The sequence below is a fragment of the Hominiventricola filiformis genome, from assembly GCF_020686965.1.
Lineage (GTDB): Bacteria > Bacillota > Clostridia > Lachnospirales > Lachnospiraceae > Hominiventricola > Hominiventricola filiformis.
Genome location: NZ_JAJEPS010000012.1, coordinates 59,372 through 82,659 on the forward strand (window position 1 = coordinate 59,372; position 23,288 = coordinate 82,659).

Below are 23,288 nucleotides of genomic sequence, written 5' to 3' on the forward strand. Positions count from 1 at the left end.
ATGCAGATTAAGAAGATACATATTTCAAATTTTGGAAAGCTGCATGAGATGCAGATGGATTTTTCTGAAGGTCTCAATGTGATTAACGGAGAAAATGGCTGGGGCAAATCCACCCTGGCTGCATTTCTGAAAGCCATGCTTTATGGAATGGATGTTACCACGAAGCGGTCTTTGCTGGAAAATGAGCGGCGCAGATATAAGCCATGGCAGGGCGGTGCTTATGGCGGCAGCATGGAATTTGAGGCGAATGGAAAATCTTATCGAATGGAGCGGTTTTTCGGAACGAAGGAACGGGAAGACAAATTTGCTCTTTATGATTTGGCAACAGGGCTTCCAAGTACCGATTATTCGGAACATCTGGGAGAGGAGTTATTTCATATTGACCGGGCAGCATGGGAGAGAACCTGCTATCTTGGCCAGCTGAATCTGGGTGTGGCGGTCAATGACAGTCTTAATGCAAGACTTACCCATGTGGAAGAAGAGTCCGGTGACATGCAGAATTATGAGCAGGCGGTGCGTTTGCTGGAAGACCGGATGAAATATTTCCGAAAGACCGGCAACCGGGGACAGATTGCGAAGCTTCGGGATGATCAGAGAGCAGTCCGGGAAGATCAGATGATACTTATGAACCGGATGAAAGAACTGGAAAATGAGAGGACAGCTCATATTGAGCAGAAACGTCAGGAACAATTTGCTCATGAAAAAACGGAGCAGCTGGAGAAGACAGGACGGAAGCTGCAGGAACGGAATATTCAGAAAAATGAGCAGGAACAGTATCTACAGTTAAAACAGAGAGCGGATGCGACAGAAGCTGTGCTGCAGAAAGCAAATGTGGCACTGGCACAGTATGAGACCGTTCCGGCGGATGAAACTTTGCTGGATCTTTTGAGAAACCAGATTTATGAACTGCGGACAACCATAGAAAAACGGGAAGCAGCGGCACAGCAAAAGGAACGCAGTGAAGCGTCAGTGCGTTCTCAGCAGGAAGTGCTGGAGGAATGTCAGGAGCTGGTGGCAGGAAGAAAGCAGGGACTGGCAGGTGCATTTGGCACAGCTGCAGCAGGTGCAGTTTTTGTGCTGCTGTCTAAGACAGTAGCTAATGCGGAGATCTTTTCCAGTGAGAAAGCATCGATGCTGGCCGGAGCTGCAACGTTGGTATTTGGGGCTTTACTGATCATTGGTTCCTTCTTAAAAGCGCTTCGGGAGACCGGAAAATGGGGCAAACAGGGAAGAGAACTTCATAAGGTAAAGGTTGCACTTGAAAATTATGAGGAACAGGCAGAACAGGATGCAGAAGTTTACGAGGAACTGGACCAGACCATGAAGGAACTTCGGCATCGACTGACCGAAACATTCCAGACATCGGAGGATGCGACGCCGGAAGAACTGGAAGCCTGCTGGCAGCAGGAACGGAAGCGTTCGCAGGAATATCAGCAGCTGAAAGCGGAGTGCGAGAGCCGGAGAAATGCTTCGAGAGATGCGAAGGAAATTTGTCAGTCTTATTTAAATGATCACCCCAAAGCAGCGGAACCGCTGCCGGAGATGGAATTTATTTCTCAGGAAGAGCTGGAGAGACGATTGCAGCAGAACCGGGAAGCAGAAAAAGCAATCCAGCAGGAGACCGGACGAATAGAGAGCCGGATTCGCATGCTGGAAGAGGAAACAGTGAGATTGCCGGAGCTGGAAGAGCAGGATGCAGCGTTGACTGCACAGATTGAAGATGCAGTCCGCACCTGTGACCGTCTGGAACAGACGCTGGGATTCCTGGAGACAGCCAAAAACCAGCTGCTGTCGAGATATCTGGATCGCCTGAAAGAAGGTACGGAAGACTACCTGTCAGAATTAGTGCCGGAGTGGGAACCGTCAGTTGCCATGGATGTCAATCTGAAGATGAAGGTACAGCAGGAAGGAAGCCTTCGGGATACCGAATGTTTCAGCACTGGCTGGCAGGATTTATTCCGGCTGGCGGAGCGCTTTGCACTGGTGGATGCCATCTGCGATGCAGATCAGCCGACGGTGGTGCTTGATGATCCTTTTGTGAACCTGGATCCGAAGAAGTATAAGAATGCCAGAAAGATTCTGGAAAAGCTGGGCGAAAAAAGGCAGCTGATCTATTTCAGCTGCCGGGAGTGATTATTTTGTACAAACAATGGGTGATGCCGTCTTGCGTACAGATAGGTCATCAGATGAATGAACGAGGTCAGAATCCAGGAGGTGGCATAGGAAAGATACAATACTTCCTGGGTCGGATGCCAGGCAAATACAGTCTGAAGCCAGATGATCCGGAACAGGCAGGCACCGGAGAGAGCCACCAGCATAGGAGTGATGGCATAGCCGAGACCTCGCATGACGCCCATGATGACTTCCATGACTCCGCAAAGAAAATACGGGGCGCTGATCCAGAATAATCTTGTCTGCCCTGCGGCAATAACAGCCGGGTCAGAGGAATAGATGGACAGGAGAGGCACAGACAGGAGATTGACTCCGCCACCCATGACGATGCCGACGATGGTAACAAGGAAGAGGCAGGAGAAGAGGATCTTATTGATCCGCTCTGCTTTTCCGGCACCGTTGTTCTGGCTTACAAAGCTTACCATGGCCTGATGAACAGCGTTCATGGAGATGTAGACAAAGTTTTCAATGCTGGCAGCCGCACTGCTTCCTGCCATGACTACAGATCCAAAGGAGTTGATGGATGACTGAATCAACACATTGGAGAAGGAAAACAGGGCAGCCTGGATACCTGCAGGAAGACCAATCCGCAGCATACGCTTTAACTGTGTTGGATGAATGTAAAGCTTCCGGATATTTAAGTGGCAGGAACCTTTGGTTTTACAGAGGCAGCCGAGGATCAGAACAGCACTTAAGGTTTCTGATAAAATAGTGGCCAGTGCCACACCGGCTACGTCCATGCGGAACAGAATGACAAAGATCAGGTTTAGGATAATATTCAGCACACCGGCGGCGGACAGAAAGTAAAGCGGCCGCTTGGTGTCACCCATGGCACGCAGGATGGAACTTCCAAAGTTATAAGCCATGTTGGATGGCATGCCGATGAAAATGATCGTCAGGTAAAGGGTTGCTTTTCCGATCACGTCATCGGGTGTACCCATCCATGTCAGAAACGGCCGGGCCGTGAGGACGCCGATGATGACCAACGCGATACCGGAGATCAGGCTGACAGATACGGCAGTGTGGACGTTGTCCTGTGTACCTTGCTCGTCCTGATTTCCAATGGTGCGGGCCACATTGACATTGGCGCCGATGGAAAATCCGATGAACAGGTTGGTGAGCAGATTGATAATGGTAGTCGTGGAACCAACGGCTGCCAGCGAAGAACTTCCTGCAAAGCGGCCGACTACAATGACATCGGCGGCATTAAAGAGAAGCTGAAGACAGCTGGACAGCATTAAGGGTAAACTAAATGCAATGACCTTTGGTAAAACTGGGCCATTGCACATATCGATCTTGTACGAATCCTTGGACATTATTGTCCCCTCCATTTTCGGCGATATTCCCGGGCGGTAATCCCCTCCGCTTTCTGGAATACTTTATTAAAGTAACTGTTGTCTTCGATGCCGCAATTTCTGGCGATGGTTTCGATCTGAAGATCGGAGAAACGGAGCATCTCTTTGGCTTTGGTGATACGCAGGGAAGTCAGGTAGTTTCCCATGGTGATGCCAAAGCTTTTTTTAAATTCACGTGACATATGATATTTACTAATATAGAACCGGTTGGCAAGTTCGTCAAGGGAGAGTTTTTCCGTATAATGTTCGTCCAGATAGGAACGGATTTCCTGAAGTTTAGAGAGAGTACTGTCGGTATGTCCGTCAGTATCTTTTTCTTTCTGCCAGAGAAGAAGCTGGGTGGCAAGGCGGTGCAGTAGTTCGTTTTCCAGCAACTCCCGGTTGCTGCTGCGGGTTTCTTCCAGTGTCAGAAGCTCTTCTAACAGTAATTGAAATGGCGAGGCATTATCAGGATGGAAAATGGATGATTTCTGATGCCCGGTGAAATACTTCCAGTAACCGTCCATGGCAGTCCCGTTAAAATGTACCCAGAGAAGTTCCCATGGGTCATCCTGACTGCTTTCGTGAAAATAAGGCTGTCGACAGTCGAGAAAGACATGATCACCGCTACGCAGGGCAAAATGAGTGTCCTGGATGCTGACAGTACCGCTGCCTGATAATACAATAAAGAAGAGATAGGATTCCAGATGAGAACGACGGCTGATATGCCGGTCGCGGCTTTTTAAGTGTCCGGCCTCCTGTACATAGAGCAGGCTTTGGCGGGCAAAAGAACTGGGAGTATGAATGTAGCGGCAAGTTTGAATGTGTGGAGAAACACGTTCCATGATAAATCTCCTATAGAGCAATATTTTACTATTATTACGCAAATTTTTGCGTAGATTTCTTGATTTATCTATCTTATACTATAGAACAGTTTTTGTAAAGGAATACTATTTTCAGGAGGAATATATGAGTAAAAAAGCATTAATCACAGGAATTACCGGACAGGACGGCTCTTATCTGGCAGAGTTTCTGCTGGACAAAGGATATGAGGTACACGGCATTGTGCGCCGTTCGTCTCTTGCAAATACCGGAAGAATTGATCATCTGCTGGAGAAGAATGCAGTGAAACTTCACGACGGAGATCTCTCTGATTCATCCAGTATCATCCGTATTGTCGGCGAGGTACAGCCGGACGAGATCTATAACCTGGCAGCACAGAGCCATGTACAGGTAAGTTTTGATGCGCCGGAGTATTCCGGAGATGTGGACGCACTGGGCGTGCTTCGTATTCTGGAAGCAGTGAAGATCTGCGGCCTGACCAAGAAAACCAGAGTCTATCAGGCATCTACTTCCGAGCTTTTCGGAAAAGTAGAGGAAGTTCCGCAGCGTGAGACCACCCCGTTCCATCCCTACAGCCCCTACGCAGTGGCAAAACAGTATGGCTTCTGGATTGTAAAAGAGTACAGAGAAGCATACGGTATGTTCGCAGTAAACGGCATTCTCTTTAATCATGAGTCTGAGCGCCGTGGTGAGACCTTCGTTACCAGAAAGATCACACTGGCAGCAGGACGTATTGCATGCGGTCTGCAGGATCACCTGGAGCTGGGAAATATGGACTCTTTAAGAGACTGGGGATATGCAAAAGACTATGTAGAGTGTATGTGGATGATGCTGCAGCATGAGACTCCGGAGGATTTCGTTATTGCTACCGGTGAGCAGCATACGGTCCGTGATTTCACGGAGAAAGCATTCAAGGCAGTCGGCATTGACCTTCGCTGGGAAGGCACCGGCATCGATGAGAAGGGCTATGACAAAGCAACCGGTAAGATGCTGGTATGTGTCAACAAAGCATGGTTCCGTCCGACTGACGTAGACAATCTGTGGGGCGATCCGACCAAGGCGAAGACTGTACTTGGATGGAATCCGCAGAAAACAACTTATGAAGAACTGGTAAAGATCATGGCAGAACATGACCTTGCACGTGCAAAGAGAGAAGCAGCACTGAAAGGAGTAACAAACGCATGATGAACAAAGAAGGAAAAATCTATGTAGCAGGCCACAGAGGAATGGTTGGCTCTGCCATTGTACGTTCTCTGGAGAGAAACGGATATCATAACATTATCACCAGAACCCACAAGGAACTGGATCTGACCCGTCAGGATCAGGTGGAGAAATTCTTTGCAGAGGAGAAGCCGGATTATGTATTTTTGGCAGCTGCAAAGGTAGGCGGCATTGTTGCCAACAGCGAGGCTCTGGCTGATTTCATGTATGATAATATGATTCTGGAAATGAATGTGATCCACGAAGCATGGAAAAATAACTGTAAAAAGCTTCTGTTCCTTGGTTCAAGCTGCATTTATCCGCGTATGGCACCGCAGCCTATGAAAGAGAATTGCCTTCTGACTTCCGAGCTGGAGAAGACCAACGAGGCTTATGCACTGGCAAAGATCAGCGGCCTGAAATACTGCGAGTTTCTGAACCGTCAGTACGGAACCGACTATATCAGCTGTATGCCGACCAACCTGTACGGACCGAATGATAACTATCATCCGACCCACAGCCATGTGCTTCCGGCACTGATCCGCCGTTTTCATGAGGCAAAAGAGCAGGGTCTTACGGAGGTTACCTGTTGGGGTACCGGATCACCGCTCCGTGAGTTCCTGTATGTAGATGATCTGGCAGACGGCTGTGTATTCCTGATGAATAACTACAGTGGTAATGAGACTGTTAATATGGGTACCGGCAAAGAATTGACCATCAAAGAGCTGACCGAGCTGGTAGCAAAGGTTGTCGGCTATACCGGAGAGATCAAATGGGATCCGACCAAACCGGACGGAACACCGAGAAAACTTCTTGACGTATCCAAACTGGAGGGTCTTGGTTTCCATTATAAGACAGAACTGGAAGAGGGAATTCGTCTGACCTACGAAGATTTCCTTCATAATCCCATGAGAGCAGAGCGATAGGAGACAGTCCATGAAACGATATGGAGTTATTATGGCCGGAGGCGGGGGAACCCGTTTCTGGCCCTTAAGCCGTCAGGCAATGCCGAAACAGATGCTGAATTTAAGCGGTAAGGACCGGATGATTAATGAAACGATTGATCGCCTGCATGACACCGTGGAAAAGGAAGATATTTTCATCGTTACCAATGAAAAGCAGGCAGCCAAGATGCTGGAGTGCGTGGATGGCAGAATTGCGAAAGACCACATTCTGGCAGAGCCGTCTGCGAGAAATACAGCAGCCTGCATCGGTTATGCAGCAATGGAGATCGTGAAAAAATATGGTGATGGTATCATGTGTATCTTCCCGTCCGATCATTTCATAAAAAATGAACCAGAATTTACAAAGATTCTCAATCAGGCTGTTCAGGCGGCAGAGGAGCAGGACAAGCTGATTACGATCGGTATTGCGCCTACCTTCCCGTCTACCGGATATGGTTATATCAAATTTGATAAAAATGAGAATGCGATTGCCCGCAAGGTAGAGGAATTTAAGGAAAAACCAGATTATGAGACGGCAAAGGCCTATGTGGAGAGCGGAAACTATGCCTGGAACAGTGGTATGTTCGTATGGAAAGCATCCACTATTCTGGAAAAATTTGCGGAATTGCTTCCGGATATTTATGCCTGCCTGACGACAATTGGTGATGCCATGAAGACCCCGGATGAAGATCGCGTGATCCAGGAAGTGTATCCGGTAATTCCAAAGATTTCTATTGATTATGGTATTCTGGAGCGTTCTGATGATGTGCTGGTACTGTCCGGTGATTTTGGCTGGAATGATGTGGGCAGCTGGGATATGATGAAGGTCATTTATGACGAGGACGCGGAAGGAAATATCCTGGTGGGAGATCATGTGAATATTGATACGACCAATACCATTTCTTTCTCCAGTGGGAAGATGATCGCGACTATCGGTGTGGATAATCTGGTTGTTGTGGAGACCGAGGATGCGATTCTTGTATGTGACAAGAACCGTGTGCAGGATGTGAAGAAGGTTGTAGATACCTTAAATGAGCAGGGAAGAACGGATCTTCTGTAAACGGGCTTTTGGGAAAGAATTGCATAGGAGAGAAGTATGATGGATTATCAATCAAAATATGAGCAGTGGTGTACAGACCCGATTTTTGATAAGGAAACGAAAGCAGAGCTTCAGGCCATTGCCGGAGATGAGAAAGAGATTGAGGATCGTTTTTATAAGGATCTTTCTTTCGGAACCGGTGGACTTCGAGGTGTGATCGGGGCCGGAACCAATCGAATGAATGTATATACTGTGACAAAAGCAACTCAGGGACTGGCAAATTACATCAAAAAACAGGGCGGAGAAGAGAAAGGTGTAGCGATTGCATTTGATTCCCGCCATATGTCCACCGAGTTTTCTGAGAAAGCAGCTTTGTGTCTTAATGCCAATGGCATCAAAACCTATCGTTTTGAAACTCTGCGTCCGACACCGGAACTTTCTTTTGCATTGAGAGAGCTTGGCTGTATTGCAGGTATTGTGGTAACTGCAAGTCATAATCCGCCGGAATACAATGGATACAAAGTATACTGGGAGGACGGTGCGCAGATCACTGCTCCAAAAGATAAAGAAATCATTGCAGAAGTGAATGCGGTGACGGATTTTGCCTCTATTCAGATGATGGATCGGGCAGAAGCAGAAAAGAAGGGACTGTTTCATGTGATCGGTCAGGAGATGGACGACCGCTATATGGAAGAGTTAAAGAAACTGGTATTAAGTCCGGAAGCCATCAAACGTATGGCAGACAGCCTGAAGATTGTTTATACTCCCCTTCACGGTACCGGAAATCTTCCGGTTCGCCGAGTGTTAAAAGAGCTTGGATTTACCCAGGTACAGGTAGTGCCGGAGCAGGAACTTCCGGATGGTGCGTTCCCGACGGTTTCTTATCCGAACCCGGAAGACCCCAATGCCTTTAAGCTGGCTCTGGATCTGGCAGAAAAGACGGATGCAGATCTGGTTCTGGCTACGGATCCGGATGCAGACCGCCTTGGCGTCTATGCAAAGGATTCAAAGACGGGCAGTTATATGCCATTTACCGGAAATATGTCCGGTCTGCTCATTGCAGAATATGAACTGAGTGTCCGTAAGGAACTGGGACGTCTGCCAAAAGACGGTGCACTGGTAACCACGATCGTATCTTCCAACATGGCAGAAGCAATTGGAAAAGCATATGATGTGGATGTGATCGAAGTGCTGACCGGATTCAAATATATTGGTGAGCAGATCAAATTCTTTGAGCAGAATCATGAGCATACCTTCCTGTTTGGTTATGAGGAAAGCTATGGCTGTCTGGTAGGAACCCATGCAAGAGATAAAGACGCAGTAGTCGCTGTGATGGCCCTCTGCGAAGCTGCTGCTTATTATAAAGAAAAAGGCCTGACACTCTGGGATCAGATGCTGAAGATCTATGAGAAATATGGCTATTATAAAGAGACACTGGTATCTATCACCATGAAGGGTGTGGATGGAGCAGAGAAGATTCAGAAGATTCTTTCTGATATGCGCGCTAATCCACCGAAAGAGATTGGAACCCACAAAGTTCTGGCTGTCCGTGACTATGACGCTGACACCAGACTTGATATGGAGACCGGCAAGGTGACGGAGACAGGGCTTCCGAAATCAAATGTGCTTTATTACGAACTGGATCGTGATGCATGGTGCTGCGTGCGTCCGTCCGGAACAGAGCCGAAAGTGAAATTTTATATGGGCGTGAAGGAAGACAGCATTGCCCATGCAGAGGCAGCACTGGAAAGCCTGAAAGATGCTATGACAGAGCTGGTGAAATAATCTATCTGTCATTGTGGAGAATGTATTTTTATGAAATGTATTGTATTGGCAGGCGGGAGTGGGGACCGGTTATGGCCCCTCTCCCGCAAAAATTATCCCAAACAGTTTATCCATATTAAGGAAAACCGATCTTTATTCCAGGAAACCATCGCCCGGAACATCCCGTTCTGTGAAGAATTTTATATTATTACCTCTGATCGCTATGCCAATATTGTGGAAGGCCAGTTACAGGTTTTTCAGGGACTTCGATATCGGTGTTTCTATGAGGAAGAAGGCAAGAAAACAGCTCCGGCTGTTGCCATTGCCTGCCTTTGCGATAACCGTTCTGAAGATTATCTGGTAGTATCGACAGATCACATTATTGAAGGCGGTGATTATAAAGGTGCCATTGCCAGAGCGAAAAGCTATATTCCACAGGGAAAACTGGTAAGCATCGGCGTGACGGCGGACCGGTTTGAACCGGGCTATGGTTATTTCCGGCAGGTAAATGGACATACGGAGTTCCATCATAGTGAAGTGTCAGAGCAGATCCCGGAAGGGGAATCCTGGGAATATGATACAGGAATCCTGCTTTTTAACGGTGGTGATTATCTTCATGAGCTTTCCCGTAAAAGTCCCATGCTTTATGCCCAGATCCGGGAATGTGTGGATCGTCTGGATACTTACGGAAGAAATGTGCAGATTCCTAAAGCACTGGTGGAAGAGATTGAGCCGGTGAGTATTGGCCGAGCTGTGACAAGTGTATCAGAGAAGGTGCAGCTGCTCACAGGAGAATTTAACTGGCGGCGCATTATGACACTGGAGTCTCTGGCAGACTACTATCACGGCGAGGACTCCGGTAAGGTCATCCAGAATGAGTGTGAAAATGTCTCCGTGCTTAACGAGGCATCCCATCAGCTGGTGGTAGCCAACGGACTTTCTGATGTGATCGTCGTCAATACGGCGGATGCAGTCTATATTTCCAGAAAAAATGAGACCGATCAGATCAAAAATATCATACGTGATAACTATGAAGAGCAGCAGGCTTATTTTGATGAAGGCACAGTATACTACACGGCGTGGGGAATCAAGGAAACGCTTCACTATGGTACTTCCTGCAGAGTGAAGAAGATTACCATTTTCCCGGGAAAAGAACTGTCCCGTCATGTGCACAAGTTAAGAACGGAACACTGGACTGTGGTCAGCGGTACGGCTTCCATTTTGTTGGGAGAGGAACTGAAGGAATACGGTCCTGGAGGAAATATTTTCGTTCCCATGGGCATGGCACATCAGATTGCCAACCGTTCTGCAGAGGATCTGGTGATTATCGAGGTCAGTGTGGGCGAGCTGGAGTATGGTCACGGTACGGATCTGACCCGTCTGGCTGGTCAGCCAATGGTGAAAACGGATTGTGATGAACTGGTTCGTCTGGAACCGGCATTCAAGGACAACCTGTGGGGAGGAACCCGCCTGCGCGACGTCTACGGTAAGAAATGCAATTATGATGTGATTGCGGAGAGTTGGGAGTTGTCTACCCATAAGGCAGGTCAGAGCGTAGTTGCCACGGGAAAAAGTAAAGGACTCATGCTGGGCGAATATATTGACCGGTTTGGCCGCGGTATCCTGGGCTGGAAATGTGAACCCTATGAGCGGTTTCCGTTGCTGATCAAGTTTATCGACTCCCATCAGTGCCTGTCCATTCAGGTGCATCCGGGGGATGATTACGCGCTTCAGAAAGAAGACGAATACGGCAAAAATGAACTTTGGTATGTAGTGGACTGCGAGCCGGACTCCTATCTCTACTGTGGATTTTCCAAAGACACAGACGAGGAAGAGGTACGGCAGCGGATCGAGGACGGTACTTTGCCCGAGATTCTGAACAAGATTCCGGTACGGAAGGGTGAGAGTTATTTTATTGAGACGGGAACCGTCCATGCGATCGGACCGGGAGTGCTGATCTGCGAAATCCAGCAGAGTTCTAATGTGACCTACCGTCTGTATGATTATAAACGCCGCGATAAATATGGAGAACTCCGGGAACTTCATGTGGACAAAGCCATGGATGTGGTGAATTTCCATAAGAAGGATATGGAAGCAGCAAAAACCATGGAGTGTAAATATTTCTCCGTGGAACGGTATGATCTGGCTGAAGAGAACTCCTTTAATCTCGATGATTCCAGCTTCCGGGCTTTCGTGGTGCTGGAAGGGACCGGTACGATCCGGTGCGGAGAAGAAGAGATTCCTTACCGCCCCGCAGACTGCTTCTTCGTCCCGGCCGGAAAGAAGACGGTGGCGTTTGAAGGCAGTGGTATAGTGTTGAAGGTACAGGTGTAAAGCGATATATTCTGAAGAATTCTGAAAGTGATTCGACCCATATTGACAAAGAATCCGCCCGTTTCCTATAATGTGACTAAGGAGAAGTTCCGGTTGAATAAGAGCTTCTCCTTTAGTAACTGGAAAGAGCAGGAGAGACAATCGTGGTATTTTCAAGCTTTACATTTTTATTCCGCTTTTTACCTTGTTTTTTGGTGGTATATATGGTATGCCCTGCAAAATGGAAAAACCTGGTGTTGTTTGCAGGCAGCCTTGCGTTTTACTTTTACGGAGTAAGAAAGACTCCGATGTATCTGATTTTATTTCTTATATCTTTGCTTCTCAACTGGTATCTGGGTGCCTGGATGGTCCAGGCAGCAGATGAGAAACACCGAAAGCAGCGGCTCTTTGCCGGTGTTCTTTTTAACTTGTGTCCCCTGATGGTATTTAAATATAGTGGATTCTTTACCGGGCGTGGGCTGCTTCTTCCCCTGGGAATCAGTTTTTATACTTTCCAGATGATTGGATGGCTGGTTGATCTCTATCGAAGAGAAATCCGGGTATTTCCTTCGTTCCTTCATTTTGGAACATGGGCCTCCATGTGGCCGCACATGAGCTCCGGGCCGATTCTTCGATGGAAGGATACGGAAACAGATCTGGGGGCGCGGCGGGTAACAGCCTCAGATGTGGAGGAAGCCTTACGGGAGCTGACCATCGGGCTTGTCATGAAGGTGCTGCTGGCCAATCAGCTGTCCGGTCTGTGGCAGAAAGTGGGAACGATCGGTTACGAAAGCATCTCCACACCCTTTGCCTGGCTGGGATTGATCGCATTTACATTTCAGATTTATTTTGATTTCTATGGCTATTCTCTCATGGCAGTGGGACTTGGAAGGCTGCTTGGCTTCCATCTGCCGGAAAACTTTCATTATCCCTATATGGCGTGTTCGATGACGGAGTTCTGGCGCAGATGGCACATGACCCTGGGAAGCTGGTTCCGGGATTACGTCTATATCCCGCTGGGAGGAAGCAGATGCTCCCGTTGGAAACTGTTAAGAAACCTTCTGGTCGTATGGCTGCTCACGGGTATCTGGCATGGGGCAGGATGGAATTTCCTTTTGTGGGGCGGCTGTCTGTTTGTTATGATTGCGGCAGAAAAATTTCTTTATTTAAAAATATTGAATCGGTATCCATGGTTGGGACATCTTTATATGATGATATTGATTCCGCTGTCCTGGCTGCCTTTTGCAGTGGCAGAAATTCGGAATATCGTAGTGTATCTGGAACGATTGTTCCCGTTTTTTAATGCACCGGGTGCTTACACCTGGTACGCCGGGGATTATTTGAAATATGGTCAGATGTATGTGTGGCCATTGCTGGCAGGACTTATTTTCATAACACCATGGCCGCGGAAAATCTATGAAAAATACAAAGGGAGCCTGATTTCAGCAGTGGTATTGCTGATGCTGTTCTGGTTCAGCATTTACTGCATCCATATGGGACAGGATGATCCTTTTTTGTATTTCTCATTTTAGGGGATAGGGATGAAAAAACGAAACTGGTATACCATTCTTTTGCTGGTCAGTCTGTTGTTGGCAGCGGGATGGAAAATGGATATGCGTGTACAGAAATGGCAGCATGAGCGGAACACGGTCGATGAGGCAGAGAATACGGTTGATGAATTTTCGCCGCAGACGACGGAAGAAAATATCACGAGTCAGGAGCCTGCTGAAACAGAAGAAGAGCCGCAGGAGGAAGAAACAGAACCTGACAAACCTTCCTTCCCGGAGATTGATAATTCCTTTGATGATGTCTTATTTATCGGAGATTCCAGGACAGATGGTCTTTCGGAATATGGGCATCTGGGAAATGCGGATGTATTTGCCGATTCCGGGTTGAGTGCCTACACGGCCATGACGAAGAAGCTGCGGGTGTCGGGAGAGGATGAAACCCAATATACGTTGGAGGAGCTTCTAAGCAAGCGGCAATATAAACTCATTCTGGTGATGTTGGGGATCAATGAACTGGGTTATGACCGGCAGGCAGCCATCCGGAAATACGGAGAGCTGGTGAATCAGATACAGGAGCTTCAGCCGGATGCCTGTCTGGTGCTGGAGGCCAACCTTCATATGACAGAAGAAAAATCTGAGGGTGATGCTATTTTCAATAATGAAAATATTAACGAGATGAATGATGCCATCCATCATCTTGCCGAAGAAAAGAATCTCGGGTGGCTGGATGTCAATGAGCTGTTTGATGATGAAAATGGAAATCTGAATGCAGATCTCTCCGCGGACGGGGCGCATATACTTGGAAAGTATTATGCAGACTGGTCAGACTGGATTTTACAGAAATTGCAGCAACAGGATGTAAAATAATCGGAAAAAGTGTTATAATAGAGCTATCTTACGGGAGAATATAAAGGAGGAAGATTCGATATGATGTTGGAAGAGACAATCAGAATTTTAAGCATGCAGGAAGAGATTCTTCAGTTTCCGCACTTTACCAATAAAGATGCATGGGAACTGGGAAGCTATATGGTATCCGAGGCAGCACATAACGGCCTTCCGGTAGTCATCAGTATCCGTCTGAACAGTGGATACACCCTGTTCCAGTATGGATTCAAAGGAACCAATTATTGTAATGAAATCTGGATGAAGAGAAAACACAATACTGTCCGGACTATGGAGATGAGCAGCCTTCGTCTGTATATGGATTTGAAGATGAATCAGGAAGAGCTGAAGGACCGCGGATTGAATGATGAGGAATATGTGGCATGCGGCGGCGGATTCCCCATTCGTGTGGCAGGAGCGGGCGTGATCGGAAGTATTATCGTATCCGGTCTTGACCATATGGCCGACCATGAATTTGCAGTAGCGTGCATCAGTCAATATCTGAGAGTAGATGAGATTCCGCGTCTGCCGGTTCATTTCTGAAAAATGATTAAAAATGCATAAAATACTTGCTAAAAATGAAAGAATTATATACAATATTCCTATGAGAGAACAGCGGAGAGTCAGATGCCATAGAACAGGAATCTGAAAGGGCGCAAGAAGGGGGATTTCAATATGGAAGATCGTATGTATAAGGTATTTTCACCCAATGACAGTAAGGTTGCGATGAAAGTGATTCCGGGGCATTTTGTCACCACACATTCTCATATTACACATTATGTGGATATGACGACGTTGCGTGCAAGACAGAATGAAGCGGAAGCTGCTGCAAGAATTCTGGCAAGTAAATATGCCAATAATACCCCGGTGGACAGTATCATCTGTCTGAATGGCTGTGAAGTGATCGGTGCATACCTTGCACAGGAACTGACCAAATCCGGAATCATGTGTCTGAATGCACATCATACCATTTATGTTACTTCTCCGGAGCAGGATATTAACGGTCAGATGATCTTCCGTGATAATTCCAAGATTATGGTAGAAGGGAAGAATGTACTGATTTTATCTACTTCTATTACTACAGGCGTGACACTGGATAAAGCAATTGACAGTGTGGAATATTATGGAGGAAGAGTACGCGGTATTGCATCAATCTTCAGTTTTATCAGTAAAGCAAGAGGAATTGAAGTGAACAGTATCTTCGATGCCAAAGATTTGAAGGGATATGCATCCTACGATGCCAAAGTTTGCCCCATGTGTAAGGCGAAACAGAAGATTGACGCTATCGTCAACGGATATGGTTACAGTAAGATGTAGAAAAAATTTATAAAAATGAGGGGGAGGGCTTGTCAACTTCCCCCTTTTTGTGTATAATACTAACAATTTGGGCATTTTTAAGACAGGAAAGGACAAAGGTGAAAAGATGAAAGCATTTCTTATTCTGGAAGATGGCCATGTCTTTACAGGCAGAAGCATCGGTTCCACCAGAGAAGCGGTCAGTGAGATCGTCTTCAATACATCCATGACAGGATATTTGGAAGTACTGACAGATCCGTCCTATGCAGGACAGGCAGTTGTTATGACATACCCGTTAATTGGCAACTACGGAATCTGCTATGAGGATATGGAATCAGAAAGGCCGTGGGTAGACGGATTTATCGTCCGTGAGCTGTCCAGAATGCCGAGCAATTTCCGTTGCGAGGATACGATTCAGAATTTCCTTGAGAAAAATGATATTCCGGGTATCTGTGGAATTGACACCCGTGCACTTACCAAGATCCTTCGTGAGTCCGGTACGATGAACGGTATGATTACCACCAATGAGAATTATGATATGGATGAAGTGATGAAGAAGCTGAAAGCTTATTCTACGGGAGATGAGGTGTCGAAAGTTACCTGCCGTGAAAAATCTGTTCTTCCGGGTGCTGGATATAAAGTAGCGCTTCTGGATCTGGGTGCGAAGAGAAATATTGCGCGTTCTCTGAACGAGCGAGGATGTGAGGTCACGATTTATCCGTCCTTTACAACAGCGGAAGAGATCATTGCTTCCAATCCGGATGGTATTATGCTTTCCAATGGACCTGGAGATCCGAAAGCCTGCGCACAGGTAATTAAAGAGATACGTAAACTCTATGAGACAGATATTCCTATTTTTGCAATCTGTCTGGGACATCAGCTGATGGCTCTTGCAACCGGTGCAGATACATTCAAATTAAAATATGGACACCGTGGTGGAAATCATCCGGTAAAAGATATGGAAACAGGACGTGTGTATATTTCTTCCCAGAACCACGGTTATGCCGTAAATCCGGAGAGCCTGGATCCGAAAGTTGCCGTACCGGCATTTACCAATGTTAACGACGGAACCAACGAGGGACTGAAATATGTGGGCAAGAACATCTTTACGGTACAGTATCATCCGGAAGCATGCCCGGGACCGCAGGATTCCAGCTACCTGTTTGACAGATTTCTGAAGATGATGGAGGAGAAGAAGAATGCCTAAGAATCCGGATATTAAAAAAGTACTGGTAATCGGTTCCGGTCCTATCGTAATCGGACAGGCTGCCGAGTTTGACTATGCAGGAACACAGGCCTGCCGTTCTCTGAAGGAAGAGGGACTGGAAGTTGTACTTCTGAACTCCAACCCGGCTACCATCATGACTGATAAGGACATTGCAGACCGTGTATACATTGAGCCGCTGACGGTTGATGTAGTAGAACAGCTCATTTTAAAGGAAAAACCGGACAGTGTACTGCCGACCCTTGGCGGACAGGCAGGACTGAACCTGGCTATGGAGCTGGATGAGAGAGGATTCTTCGAGAAGACCGGTGTAAAACTTATCGGAACCACTTCCCAGACCATTAAGAAGGCAGAAGACCGTCTGGAGTTCAAGGCAACCATGGAGAAGATCGGTGAGCCGGTAGCTCCGTCTCTGGTTGTTGAGAACCTGGAAGATGGTATTGCATTCTCCAATAAGATCGGTTATCCGGTTGTTCTTCGTCCGGCATATACCCTGGGCGGAAGCGGCGGCGGTATCGCTCACAATCAGGAAGAACTGGAGGAGATTCTTGCAAATGGTCTTCGTCTCTCCCGTGTAGGACAGGTTTTGGTAGAGCGCTGCATCGCAGGATGGAAAGAGATCGAGTACGAGGTAATGCGTGACGGCGCAGGCAATGTAATTACCGTCTGCAACATGGAAAATATTGACCCGGTCGGCGTCCATACCGGTGACAGTATTGTAGTAGCTCCGTCCCAGACCCTTGGAGATAAAGAGTATCAGATGCTCCGTACTTCTGCGCTGAACATTATCAGTGAGCTGAAGATCACGGGAGGATGTAACGTACAGTTTGCACTTCATCCGGAAAGCTTCGAGTACTGTGTTATCGAGGTAAACCCGCGTGTAAGCCGTTCTTCTGCACTGGCTTCCAAAGCAACCGGATATCCGATTGCAAAGGTGGCTGCAAAGATCGCCATTGGTTATACGCTGGATGAGATTAAAAATGCCATTACCGGACAGACTATGGCAAGCTTCGAGCCGATGCTGGACTACTGCGTTGTCAAGATGCCGCGTCTTCCGTTTGATAAATTCATCAGTGCAAAGAGAACCCTGACCACACAGATGAAGGCAACCGGTGAGGTTATGAGTATCTGTGATAATTTCGAGGGCGGCCTCATGAAAGCCATTCGTTCTCTGGAGCAGCATGTAGACAGCCTTATGTCCTATGATTTCAGCCATCTGGATAAAGCAGGACTTCTGGAGCAGCTGGAAGTGGTAGATGACCGCAGAATCTGGGTTATCGCAGAAGCACTTCGTCAGGGAGTTTCCTATGACGAGATTCATGACATTACGAAGATTGATAAATGGTTCATCGACAAGATTGCTATTCTGGTAGAGATGGAGCAGGCTCTGAAGACTCAGGAACTGACGGTAGATCTCTTGAGAGAAGCAAAGAGAATCGAGTTCCCGGATAACGTGATCGCAAATCTGACCGGAAAATCCGAGGAAGAGATCAAGAAGATGCGTTACGACAATGGTATCGTAGCAGCATTCAAGATGGTAGATACCTGTGCAGCAGAGTTCGAAGCATCTACGCCATATTACTATTCTGTATATGGAAGTGAAAATGAAGCCATTGAGACCAACGATCGTAAGAAGGTGCTGGTACTTGGCTCTGGCCCGATCCGTATCGGTCAGGGTATCGAGTTCGACTTCTGCTCCGTACATTGTACCTGGGCATTTTCCAAAGAGGGTTATGAGACCATTATCATTAATAACAATCCGGAGACCGTAAGTACGGACTTCGATATTGCAGATAAACTGTATTTTGAGCCGCTGACTCCGGAAGATGTGGAGAGCGTGGTTCGCCTGGAAAAACCGGACGGAGCTGTGGTACAGTTCGGCGGACAGACTGCCATCAAACTGACAGAGGCTCTTATGAAGATGGGTGTGCCGATCCTTGGAACTTCCGCAGAAAATGTAGATGCAGCTGAGGACAGAGAGCTCTTCGACGAGATTCTGGAACAGTGCCAGATCCCGAGACCGAAGGGAGGCACCGTATACACGGCAGAGGAAGCAAAAGAAGTAGCAAACAGACTGGGATATCCGGTACTGGTTCGTCCTTCTTACGTACTTGGCGGACAGGGTATGCAGATTGCCATCAATGATGAGGATGTAGAAGAATTCATCGGTATCATCAACCGGATTGCACAGGATCATCCGATTCTGGTTGATAAATACCTGCAGGGTAAAGAGATCGAGGTCGATGCGGTATGCGACGGTGAGGATATCCTGATTCCGGGTATCATGGAGCATATTGAGCGTGCGGGTATCCATTCCGGAGACAGTATTTCCGTATATCCGGCAAAGAGTATCAGTCAGAAAGTAAAAGATACCATCGAAGAGTACACCAAACACCTGGCACGTTCCCTGCATGTTATCGGACTGATCAACATTCAGTTCATCGCTGTAGGCGAGGATGTATATGTCATCGAGGTAAATCCCCGTTCCAGCCGTACGGTACCGTACATCAGCAAGGTAACTGGTATTCCGATTGTGCCGCTGGCAACCAAAGTGATCCTTGGATATAAGATCAAGGATCTGGGGTACACACCAGGACTTCAGAAAGAAGCAGATTACTTCGCAGTGAAGATGCCGGTATTCTCCTTCGAGAAGATCCGTGACGCTGATATCAGCCTTGGACCGGAGATGAAATCCACTGGTGAGTGTCTGGGTATCGCAAAGACCTTTAATGAAGCACTTTACAAGGCATTTCTGGGTGCGGGAATCTGCCTGCCGAAATACAAGAACATGATCATGACTGTCCGCGATGAGGACAAGGCAGAGGCTGTGGAGATTGCCAAGAGATTCGAAGCTCTGGGTTACAATATCTACGCAACCAAGGGAACTGCCCGTGCACTTATGGATGCAGATGTACAGGTTCGTCTGACCAGAAAGGTAGAGCAGGAGTCTCCGAATATCCTGGATCTGATTCTTGGTCATGAAATTGACCTGGTTATCGACACACCGTCCCAGGGCGTTGAGCACAGCCATGACGGATTTGTTATCAGAAGACATGCCATCGAGACCGGCGTCAATGTTCTGACAGCGATTGACACAGCAAAAGCACTGGTTACCTCTCTGGAAGATACTGACCACAAGAATCTGACGTTGATTGATATTGCGAAAATCTAATAACAGGAAATGAATATAAAAAAACTGGCAGCAGAGGTAACTCTGTTGCCAGTTGTTTTTGATGGAGGAAATATGACAAAGGATATGACAACGGGTTCGCCTGTCCGGCTGATTATCGGATTTGCGATCCCTATGTTCCTTGGAATGCTGTTCCAGCAGTTTTACAGCATGGTGGACACATTGGTGGTTGGACGATTTCTTGGTGTAAATCCGTTGGCAGGGGTAGGTTCCACCACATCCCTCAACTTTATGGTCATCGGATTTTGCACAGGCGTCTGTAATGGGTTTGCCATTCCGGTGGCACAGATGTTCGGCGCACAGGAGGAACACCGTCTCCGGAAATATGTGACCAACAGCGCGTGGCTTTGTATGATATTTTCCGTTGTGATGACTTTAGCAGTAGTGGCATCCTGCAGAGCCATTCTGACATTGATGAACACGCCAAAAGAAATTTTTGAATATGCTTATATCTATATTTTGATTGTCTTCTGGGGAATTCCATGTACTTTTCTTTATAATATCCTTGCAGGTATTATCCGGTCACTGGGAGACAGTAAGACGCCGGTTGTCTTTCTGGCACTGTCATCCGCGATCAATATTGTGCTGGACCTGGTGTTTGTGTTGTTGTTTCACATGGGAGTGGAAGGCCCGGCTATTGCGACAGTACTGGCACAGGGCATTTCAGGTGTGATCTGTCTTTGGTATATGTGGAAAAAATTCCCGATTCTGCATGCCACAAGGGATGAGTGGAAACCGGAGCCTTCCTATATGGCGAAGCTTTGCTATATTGGAATTCCCATGGGATTACAGTACTCGGTCACCGCTATCGGTACACTGGTATTGCAGGCGGCTATCAACGGATTAGGTGCAGCGGTAGTTGCCGGTGTCACGGCAGCTCAGAAGATTAATGCCTTTATCTCCTGCCCGGTGGAATCACTGGGACAGACTATGGCACCTTATACGGGGCAGAACATGGGAGCCGGAAAGCTTGACCGGATTGGAAAAGGATTAAAGAGCGCTTCACTGATTGGTTTTTTGATGTCTGCAATTTGTTTTGTGATTGCTGCACTTTTTGGAAAACAGCTGACCCTTCTCTTTGTAGATGCAGGTGAGACGGCCATTATTGCTTACTCCTATGAGTTCCTTCTATTCTGCACTGGTGGTTATTGTCTGCTGACATTGGTGAACACGGTGCGGTTTACGATTCAGGGAATGGGATTTTCTGTTTTTGCTATCTGTTCCGGTGTAATGGAGATGATTGCAAGAATTTTGGCATCTACCGTAGTGGCTGGAAAAGTGGGATTTATCGGGATTTGTCTTGCCCATCCGTTGGCATGGGTATTTGCGGATATCTTCCTGATTCCGGCGTTTTTCTGGTGTAGAAAACGAATTGCATAAAATGCTGGAACAGGGGAAAACTGTTTTTGAAACAGTGCTTGACATATTGCCTAAATTGTGATAGATTAGTCAAAGATAATTAAGCAGGTTTCACGACGTAGTGGAAGCTGAGATGAAAATGTGTAGAAGCATTCTGAACAAGCCATTGTTTAGGGTGCTTTTTTGCGTATATGGCAGCGGAAGCCTGGTGGGTAAGGGATTGCGCGGTCATAATTGCCAGAAAGGAGGAGAAGAATGGCAAAAGATATGTTTCATGTCGGCACTCAGGTGCTGATTGGAAAAGAGCGTTTTTCCGGCATCTTTGACGGAATGACAAAAGTATTGATTGTAACGGATAAGTTCATGCATGAGAGTGGCACTGTTTCTTATGTGACGGATGTATTGGATCATCTGAAGGTGGAGTGGAAAATTTTCTCGGAGGTACGTCCGGATCCGGATATCATGACGGTCAGCAAAGGTGTTGCCATGATTCTGGAGTTTCAGCCCCAGGCGGTTGTAGCTCTGGGCGGTGGATCTTCCATCGACGCTGCAAAGGCCATCGTTTATTTTGCTGCTAAAGAGAGCAATGCACCGAGATGTAAGTTTGTAGCTATTCCAACGACCAGTGGTACTGGTTCTGAGATGACCAATTTCGCAGTCATCAGTAATCCGGAAAAGGCGGCTAAATATCCACTGGTAAATGATGAACTGTATCCGGATATCGCAGTATTGGATGCAGAACTTGTAAAAACGGTACCGCCAGCGATCACAGCTGCAACTGGAATGGATGTATTTACTCATGCAGTAGAGGCATTTGTCTGCACGGAGGCAAATCATTTCACTGATGCATGTGCAGAGAAAGCCATGAAGCTGGTAAGAAGTTATCTCCTTCGCTGCTACAAGAATCCGGAAGATATGGAAGCACGACAGGGGATGCATGATGCATCCTGCCTGGCAGGTATTGCATTTACCAATGCAGGCCTTGGCTTGGTTCACGGTATGGCACATACGTTTGGTGCACATTTTCACGTGCCCCATGGAAAAGCAAATGCCATTCTGCTTCCATATGTTATGGGATTCAATGCAGGATGCTATGACAGCCAGTTGACGGATGTGGCAAAAAAATATGCCCGTATTTCCAGACTGCTCCGTATTGAAGGACCGGGAATCCGTCAGAGTGCTTTCTCTCTGATCCGTACCATGCGTCAGTACAACACCCGTCTTGGCATTCCGGCTACCATCAAAGAGCTTGGTATCAGTAAAGAAGAGTTTGAGTCCGTACTGGATGAGATGTGTAAGGCTGCAAAAGCAGACAACTGTACCTCAACCAATCCGAGAGAATGTACGCCGGAGGATATCAGAAAGATTTTCCTGCAGGCATATGATGGAAAAATCGGAACAGGAAGGTAATTATAAATGGCAGAAGAAACCAAACAGAGAATTATTCAGGAATTCGTTCCTGGTAAACAGGTCACTCTGGCACATGTTATCGCCAATCCGGTTCCCAGTCTTTATGAGAAAATGGGGCTGATTGATGCCAGAGGAGCTATCGGAATTTTTACCATTACGCCGAGTGAGGGTGCTATCATCGCAGCAGATGTGGCAACTAAAGCGGCAGATGTAAGCATCGGATTCGTAGACCGTTTTAACGGAACACTGATTATCTGTGGAGATGTGGCAGCAGTGGAATCCGCACTTCGTGAAGTGATGCATACGCTCTGTGAAATGATGGGCTTCACACCGACGGTGGTGACGAAGACGTGACGCAGCAGAAACGCATGATTCTGATTGGAAAGACAGCGGCAGGAAAGACAACTCTCTGCCAGTATTTGACCCATCAGGATCTGGTATATCATAAGACTCAGACGATCGCAGTCATGGGTGGACAGTTTATTGATACGCCGGGCGAGTATCTGGAACGTGTACGGATGAGAGGAGCGCTCTCCGTGACGGCGGCAGATGCAGATATTATCCTGTTTGTACAGGATCCGACAGCAAAAGAGAAAATGTTCCCGCCAGCATATGCAGGAAGTTTTGCAAAGCCGGTGGTAGGTATTGTGACAAAAAGTGATATTGCAACGGAAGAGCAGTTAAAAGATGCGACGGAGCATCTGAAAGCAGCCGGCGCAAATCATATTTTTGTGACCAGCAGTGTGGCAGGAACTGGATTTAAAGAATTATTTGATTATCTTGATACGCTGTAAAAGTGATTAAAAATA

At 47.1% G+C, this 23,288-nt stretch carries 18 protein-coding genes; 16 read left to right on the plus strand and 2 right to left on the minus strand.

The window, feature by feature from the left end:
- Positions 1–2,133: an ATP-binding protein gene (locus LKD36_RS12140; protein WP_308459731.1), complete on the plus strand. Its 2,133-nt coding sequence runs from the start codon at positions 1–3 to the stop codon at positions 2,131–2,133.
- Here the strand turns inward: LKD36_RS12140 and LKD36_RS12145 are convergent.
- Together LKD36_RS12145 and LKD36_RS12150 are read right to left on the minus strand one after the other, a co-directional pair.
- Positions 2,112–3,488 carry an MATE family efflux transporter gene (locus LKD36_RS12145; protein WP_308459732.1) on the minus strand — a complete coding sequence of 459 codons (1,377 nt, stop codon included), beginning with the start codon at positions 3,486–3,488 and terminating at the stop codon, positions 2,112–2,114. The two genes, LKD36_RS12140 and LKD36_RS12145, sit on opposite strands and share 22 nt — an antisense overlap.
- Positions 3,488–4,351 carry an AraC family transcriptional regulator gene (locus LKD36_RS12150; protein WP_308459733.1) on the minus strand — a complete coding sequence of 288 codons (864 nt, stop codon included), beginning with the start codon at positions 4,349–4,351 and terminating at the stop codon, positions 3,488–3,490. The genes LKD36_RS12145 and LKD36_RS12150 overlap by 1 nt, the downstream gene beginning before the upstream one ends.
- A 124-nt stretch (positions 4,352–4,475) precedes the next feature.
- On the opposite strand from LKD36_RS12150, the gene gmd reads away from it, so the two are divergent.
- From gmd to LKD36_RS12225, 15 genes are all read left to right on the plus strand, one after another.
- Entirely contained in the window at positions 4,476–5,534 is a 1,059-nt protein-coding gene (gene gmd / locus LKD36_RS12155) for a GDP-mannose 4,6-dehydratase (RefSeq protein WP_308459734.1), read from the plus strand.
- Positions 5,534–6,475: a GDP-L-fucose synthase family protein gene (locus LKD36_RS12160; RefSeq protein WP_334301341.1), complete on the plus strand. Its 942-nt coding sequence runs from the start codon at positions 5,534–5,536 to the stop codon at positions 6,473–6,475. Before gmd ends, LKD36_RS12160 begins: the two co-directional genes overlap by 1 nt.
- Before the next feature lie 10 nt (positions 6,476–6,485).
- Positions 6,486–7,553, plus strand: coding sequence for a mannose-1-phosphate guanylyltransferase (locus LKD36_RS12165; RefSeq protein WP_308459736.1), 1,068 nt, complete (start codon positions 6,486–6,488; stop codon positions 7,551–7,553).
- 39 nt (positions 7,554–7,592) lie between these two features.
- Positions 7,593–9,317 (plus strand): phospho-sugar mutase, encoded by a 1,725-nt coding sequence (locus LKD36_RS12170; protein WP_308459746.1) that lies wholly within the window; start codon positions 7,593–7,595, stop codon positions 9,315–9,317.
- A gap of 30 nt (positions 9,318–9,347) precedes the next feature.
- A complete protein-coding gene (locus LKD36_RS12175) occupies positions 9,348–11,630 on the plus strand; it encodes a type I phosphomannose isomerase catalytic subunit (protein ID WP_118771588.1) in 2,283 nt (760 codons plus the stop codon).
- Between the two features lie 203 nt (positions 11,631–11,833).
- On the plus strand, positions 11,834–13,141 hold the full coding sequence (locus tag LKD36_RS12180) for an MBOAT family O-acyltransferase (protein WP_308459737.1): 1,308 nt from the start codon (positions 11,834–11,836) through the stop codon (positions 13,139–13,141).
- Between the two features lie 9 nt (positions 13,142–13,150).
- Positions 13,151–13,984 (plus strand): GDSL-type esterase/lipase family protein, encoded by an 834-nt coding sequence (locus LKD36_RS12185; protein WP_308459738.1) that lies wholly within the window; start codon positions 13,151–13,153, stop codon positions 13,982–13,984.
- Positions 13,985–14,044: 60 nt separating this feature from the next.
- Positions 14,045–14,542, plus strand: coding sequence for a heme-degrading domain-containing protein (locus tag LKD36_RS12190; RefSeq protein ID WP_308459739.1), 498 nt, complete (start codon positions 14,045–14,047; stop codon positions 14,540–14,542).
- A gap of 132 nt (positions 14,543–14,674) precedes the next feature.
- On the plus strand, positions 14,675–15,316 hold the full coding sequence (locus LKD36_RS12195; protein ID WP_308459740.1) for a phosphoribosyltransferase family protein: 642 nt from the start codon (positions 14,675–14,677) through the stop codon (positions 15,314–15,316).
- 106 nt (positions 15,317–15,422) lie between these two features.
- Positions 15,423–16,502, plus strand: a complete 1,080-nt coding sequence (locus LKD36_RS12200; protein WP_118771612.1) for a carbamoyl phosphate synthase small subunit — start codon at positions 15,423–15,425, stop codon at positions 16,500–16,502.
- Positions 16,495–19,692 (plus strand): carbamoyl-phosphate synthase large subunit, encoded by a 3,198-nt coding sequence (gene carB, locus LKD36_RS12205; protein ID WP_308459741.1) that lies wholly within the window; start codon positions 16,495–16,497, stop codon positions 19,690–19,692. Before LKD36_RS12200 ends, carB begins: the two co-directional genes overlap by 8 nt.
- Before the next feature lie 72 nt (positions 19,693–19,764).
- Positions 19,765–21,090, plus strand: coding sequence for an MATE family efflux transporter (locus LKD36_RS12210; protein ID WP_308459742.1), 1,326 nt, complete (start codon positions 19,765–19,767; stop codon positions 21,088–21,090).
- A 234-nt stretch (positions 21,091–21,324) separates the two neighbouring features.
- Positions 21,325–22,479, plus strand: a complete 1,155-nt coding sequence (locus LKD36_RS12215; protein ID WP_118771594.1) for a 1-propanol dehydrogenase PduQ — start codon at positions 21,325–21,327, stop codon at positions 22,477–22,479.
- 6 nt (positions 22,480–22,485) lie between these two features.
- The gene (gene eutS, locus LKD36_RS12220) at positions 22,486–22,833 is read left to right on the plus strand and encodes an ethanolamine utilization microcompartment protein EutS (RefSeq protein ID WP_118771595.1); all 348 of its coding nucleotides are present in this window, start codon (positions 22,486–22,488) and stop codon (positions 22,831–22,833) included.
- Entirely contained in the window at positions 22,830–23,273 is a 444-nt protein-coding gene (locus LKD36_RS12225; RefSeq protein WP_118771596.1) for a EutP/PduV family microcompartment system protein, read from the plus strand. The genes eutS and LKD36_RS12225 overlap by 4 nt, the downstream gene beginning before the upstream one ends.
- The last annotated feature ends 15 nt before the right edge of the window (positions 23,274–23,288 follow it).

What these genes read in the sequence shown, in the direction of transcription:
- LKD36_RS12140 (WP_308459731.1), top strand. Translation starts at nt 1, where the DNA reads ATGCAGATTAAGAAGATACATATTTCAAATTTTGGAAAGCTGCATGAG.
- LKD36_RS12145 (WP_308459732.1), bottom strand. Translation starts at nt 3,488, where the DNA reads ATGTCCAAGGATTCGTACAAGATCGATATGTGCAATGGCCCAGTTTTA.
- LKD36_RS12150 (WP_308459733.1), bottom strand. Translation starts at nt 4,351, where the DNA reads ATGGAACGTGTTTCTCCACACATTCAAACTTGCCGCTACATTCATACT.
- gmd (WP_308459734.1), top strand. Translation starts at nt 4,476, where the DNA reads ATGAGTAAAAAAGCATTAATCACAGGAATTACCGGACAGGACGGCTCT.
- LKD36_RS12160 (WP_334301341.1), top strand. Translation starts at nt 5,534, where the DNA reads ATGAACAAAGAAGGAAAAATCTATGTAGCAGGCCACAGAGGAATGGTT.
- LKD36_RS12165 (WP_308459736.1), top strand. Translation starts at nt 6,486, where the DNA reads ATGAAACGATATGGAGTTATTATGGCCGGAGGCGGGGGAACCCGTTTC.
- LKD36_RS12170 (WP_308459746.1), top strand. Translation starts at nt 7,593, where the DNA reads ATGGATTATCAATCAAAATATGAGCAGTGGTGTACAGACCCGATTTTT.
- LKD36_RS12175 (WP_118771588.1), top strand. Translation starts at nt 9,348, where the DNA reads ATGAAATGTATTGTATTGGCAGGCGGGAGTGGGGACCGGTTATGGCCC.
- LKD36_RS12180 (WP_308459737.1), top strand. Translation starts at nt 11,834, where the DNA reads ATGGTATGCCCTGCAAAATGGAAAAACCTGGTGTTGTTTGCAGGCAGC.
- LKD36_RS12185 (WP_308459738.1), top strand. Translation starts at nt 13,151, where the DNA reads ATGAAAAAACGAAACTGGTATACCATTCTTTTGCTGGTCAGTCTGTTG.
- LKD36_RS12190 (WP_308459739.1), top strand. Translation starts at nt 14,045, where the DNA reads ATGATGTTGGAAGAGACAATCAGAATTTTAAGCATGCAGGAAGAGATT.
- LKD36_RS12195 (WP_308459740.1), top strand. Translation starts at nt 14,675, where the DNA reads ATGGAAGATCGTATGTATAAGGTATTTTCACCCAATGACAGTAAGGTT.
- LKD36_RS12200 (WP_118771612.1), top strand. Translation starts at nt 15,423, where the DNA reads ATGAAAGCATTTCTTATTCTGGAAGATGGCCATGTCTTTACAGGCAGA.
- carB (WP_308459741.1), top strand. Translation starts at nt 16,495, where the DNA reads ATGCCTAAGAATCCGGATATTAAAAAAGTACTGGTAATCGGTTCCGGT.
- LKD36_RS12210 (WP_308459742.1), top strand. Translation starts at nt 19,765, where the DNA reads ATGACAAAGGATATGACAACGGGTTCGCCTGTCCGGCTGATTATCGGA.
- LKD36_RS12215 (WP_118771594.1), top strand. Translation starts at nt 21,325, where the DNA reads ATGGCAAAAGATATGTTTCATGTCGGCACTCAGGTGCTGATTGGAAAA.
- eutS (WP_118771595.1), top strand. Translation starts at nt 22,486, where the DNA reads ATGGCAGAAGAAACCAAACAGAGAATTATTCAGGAATTCGTTCCTGGT.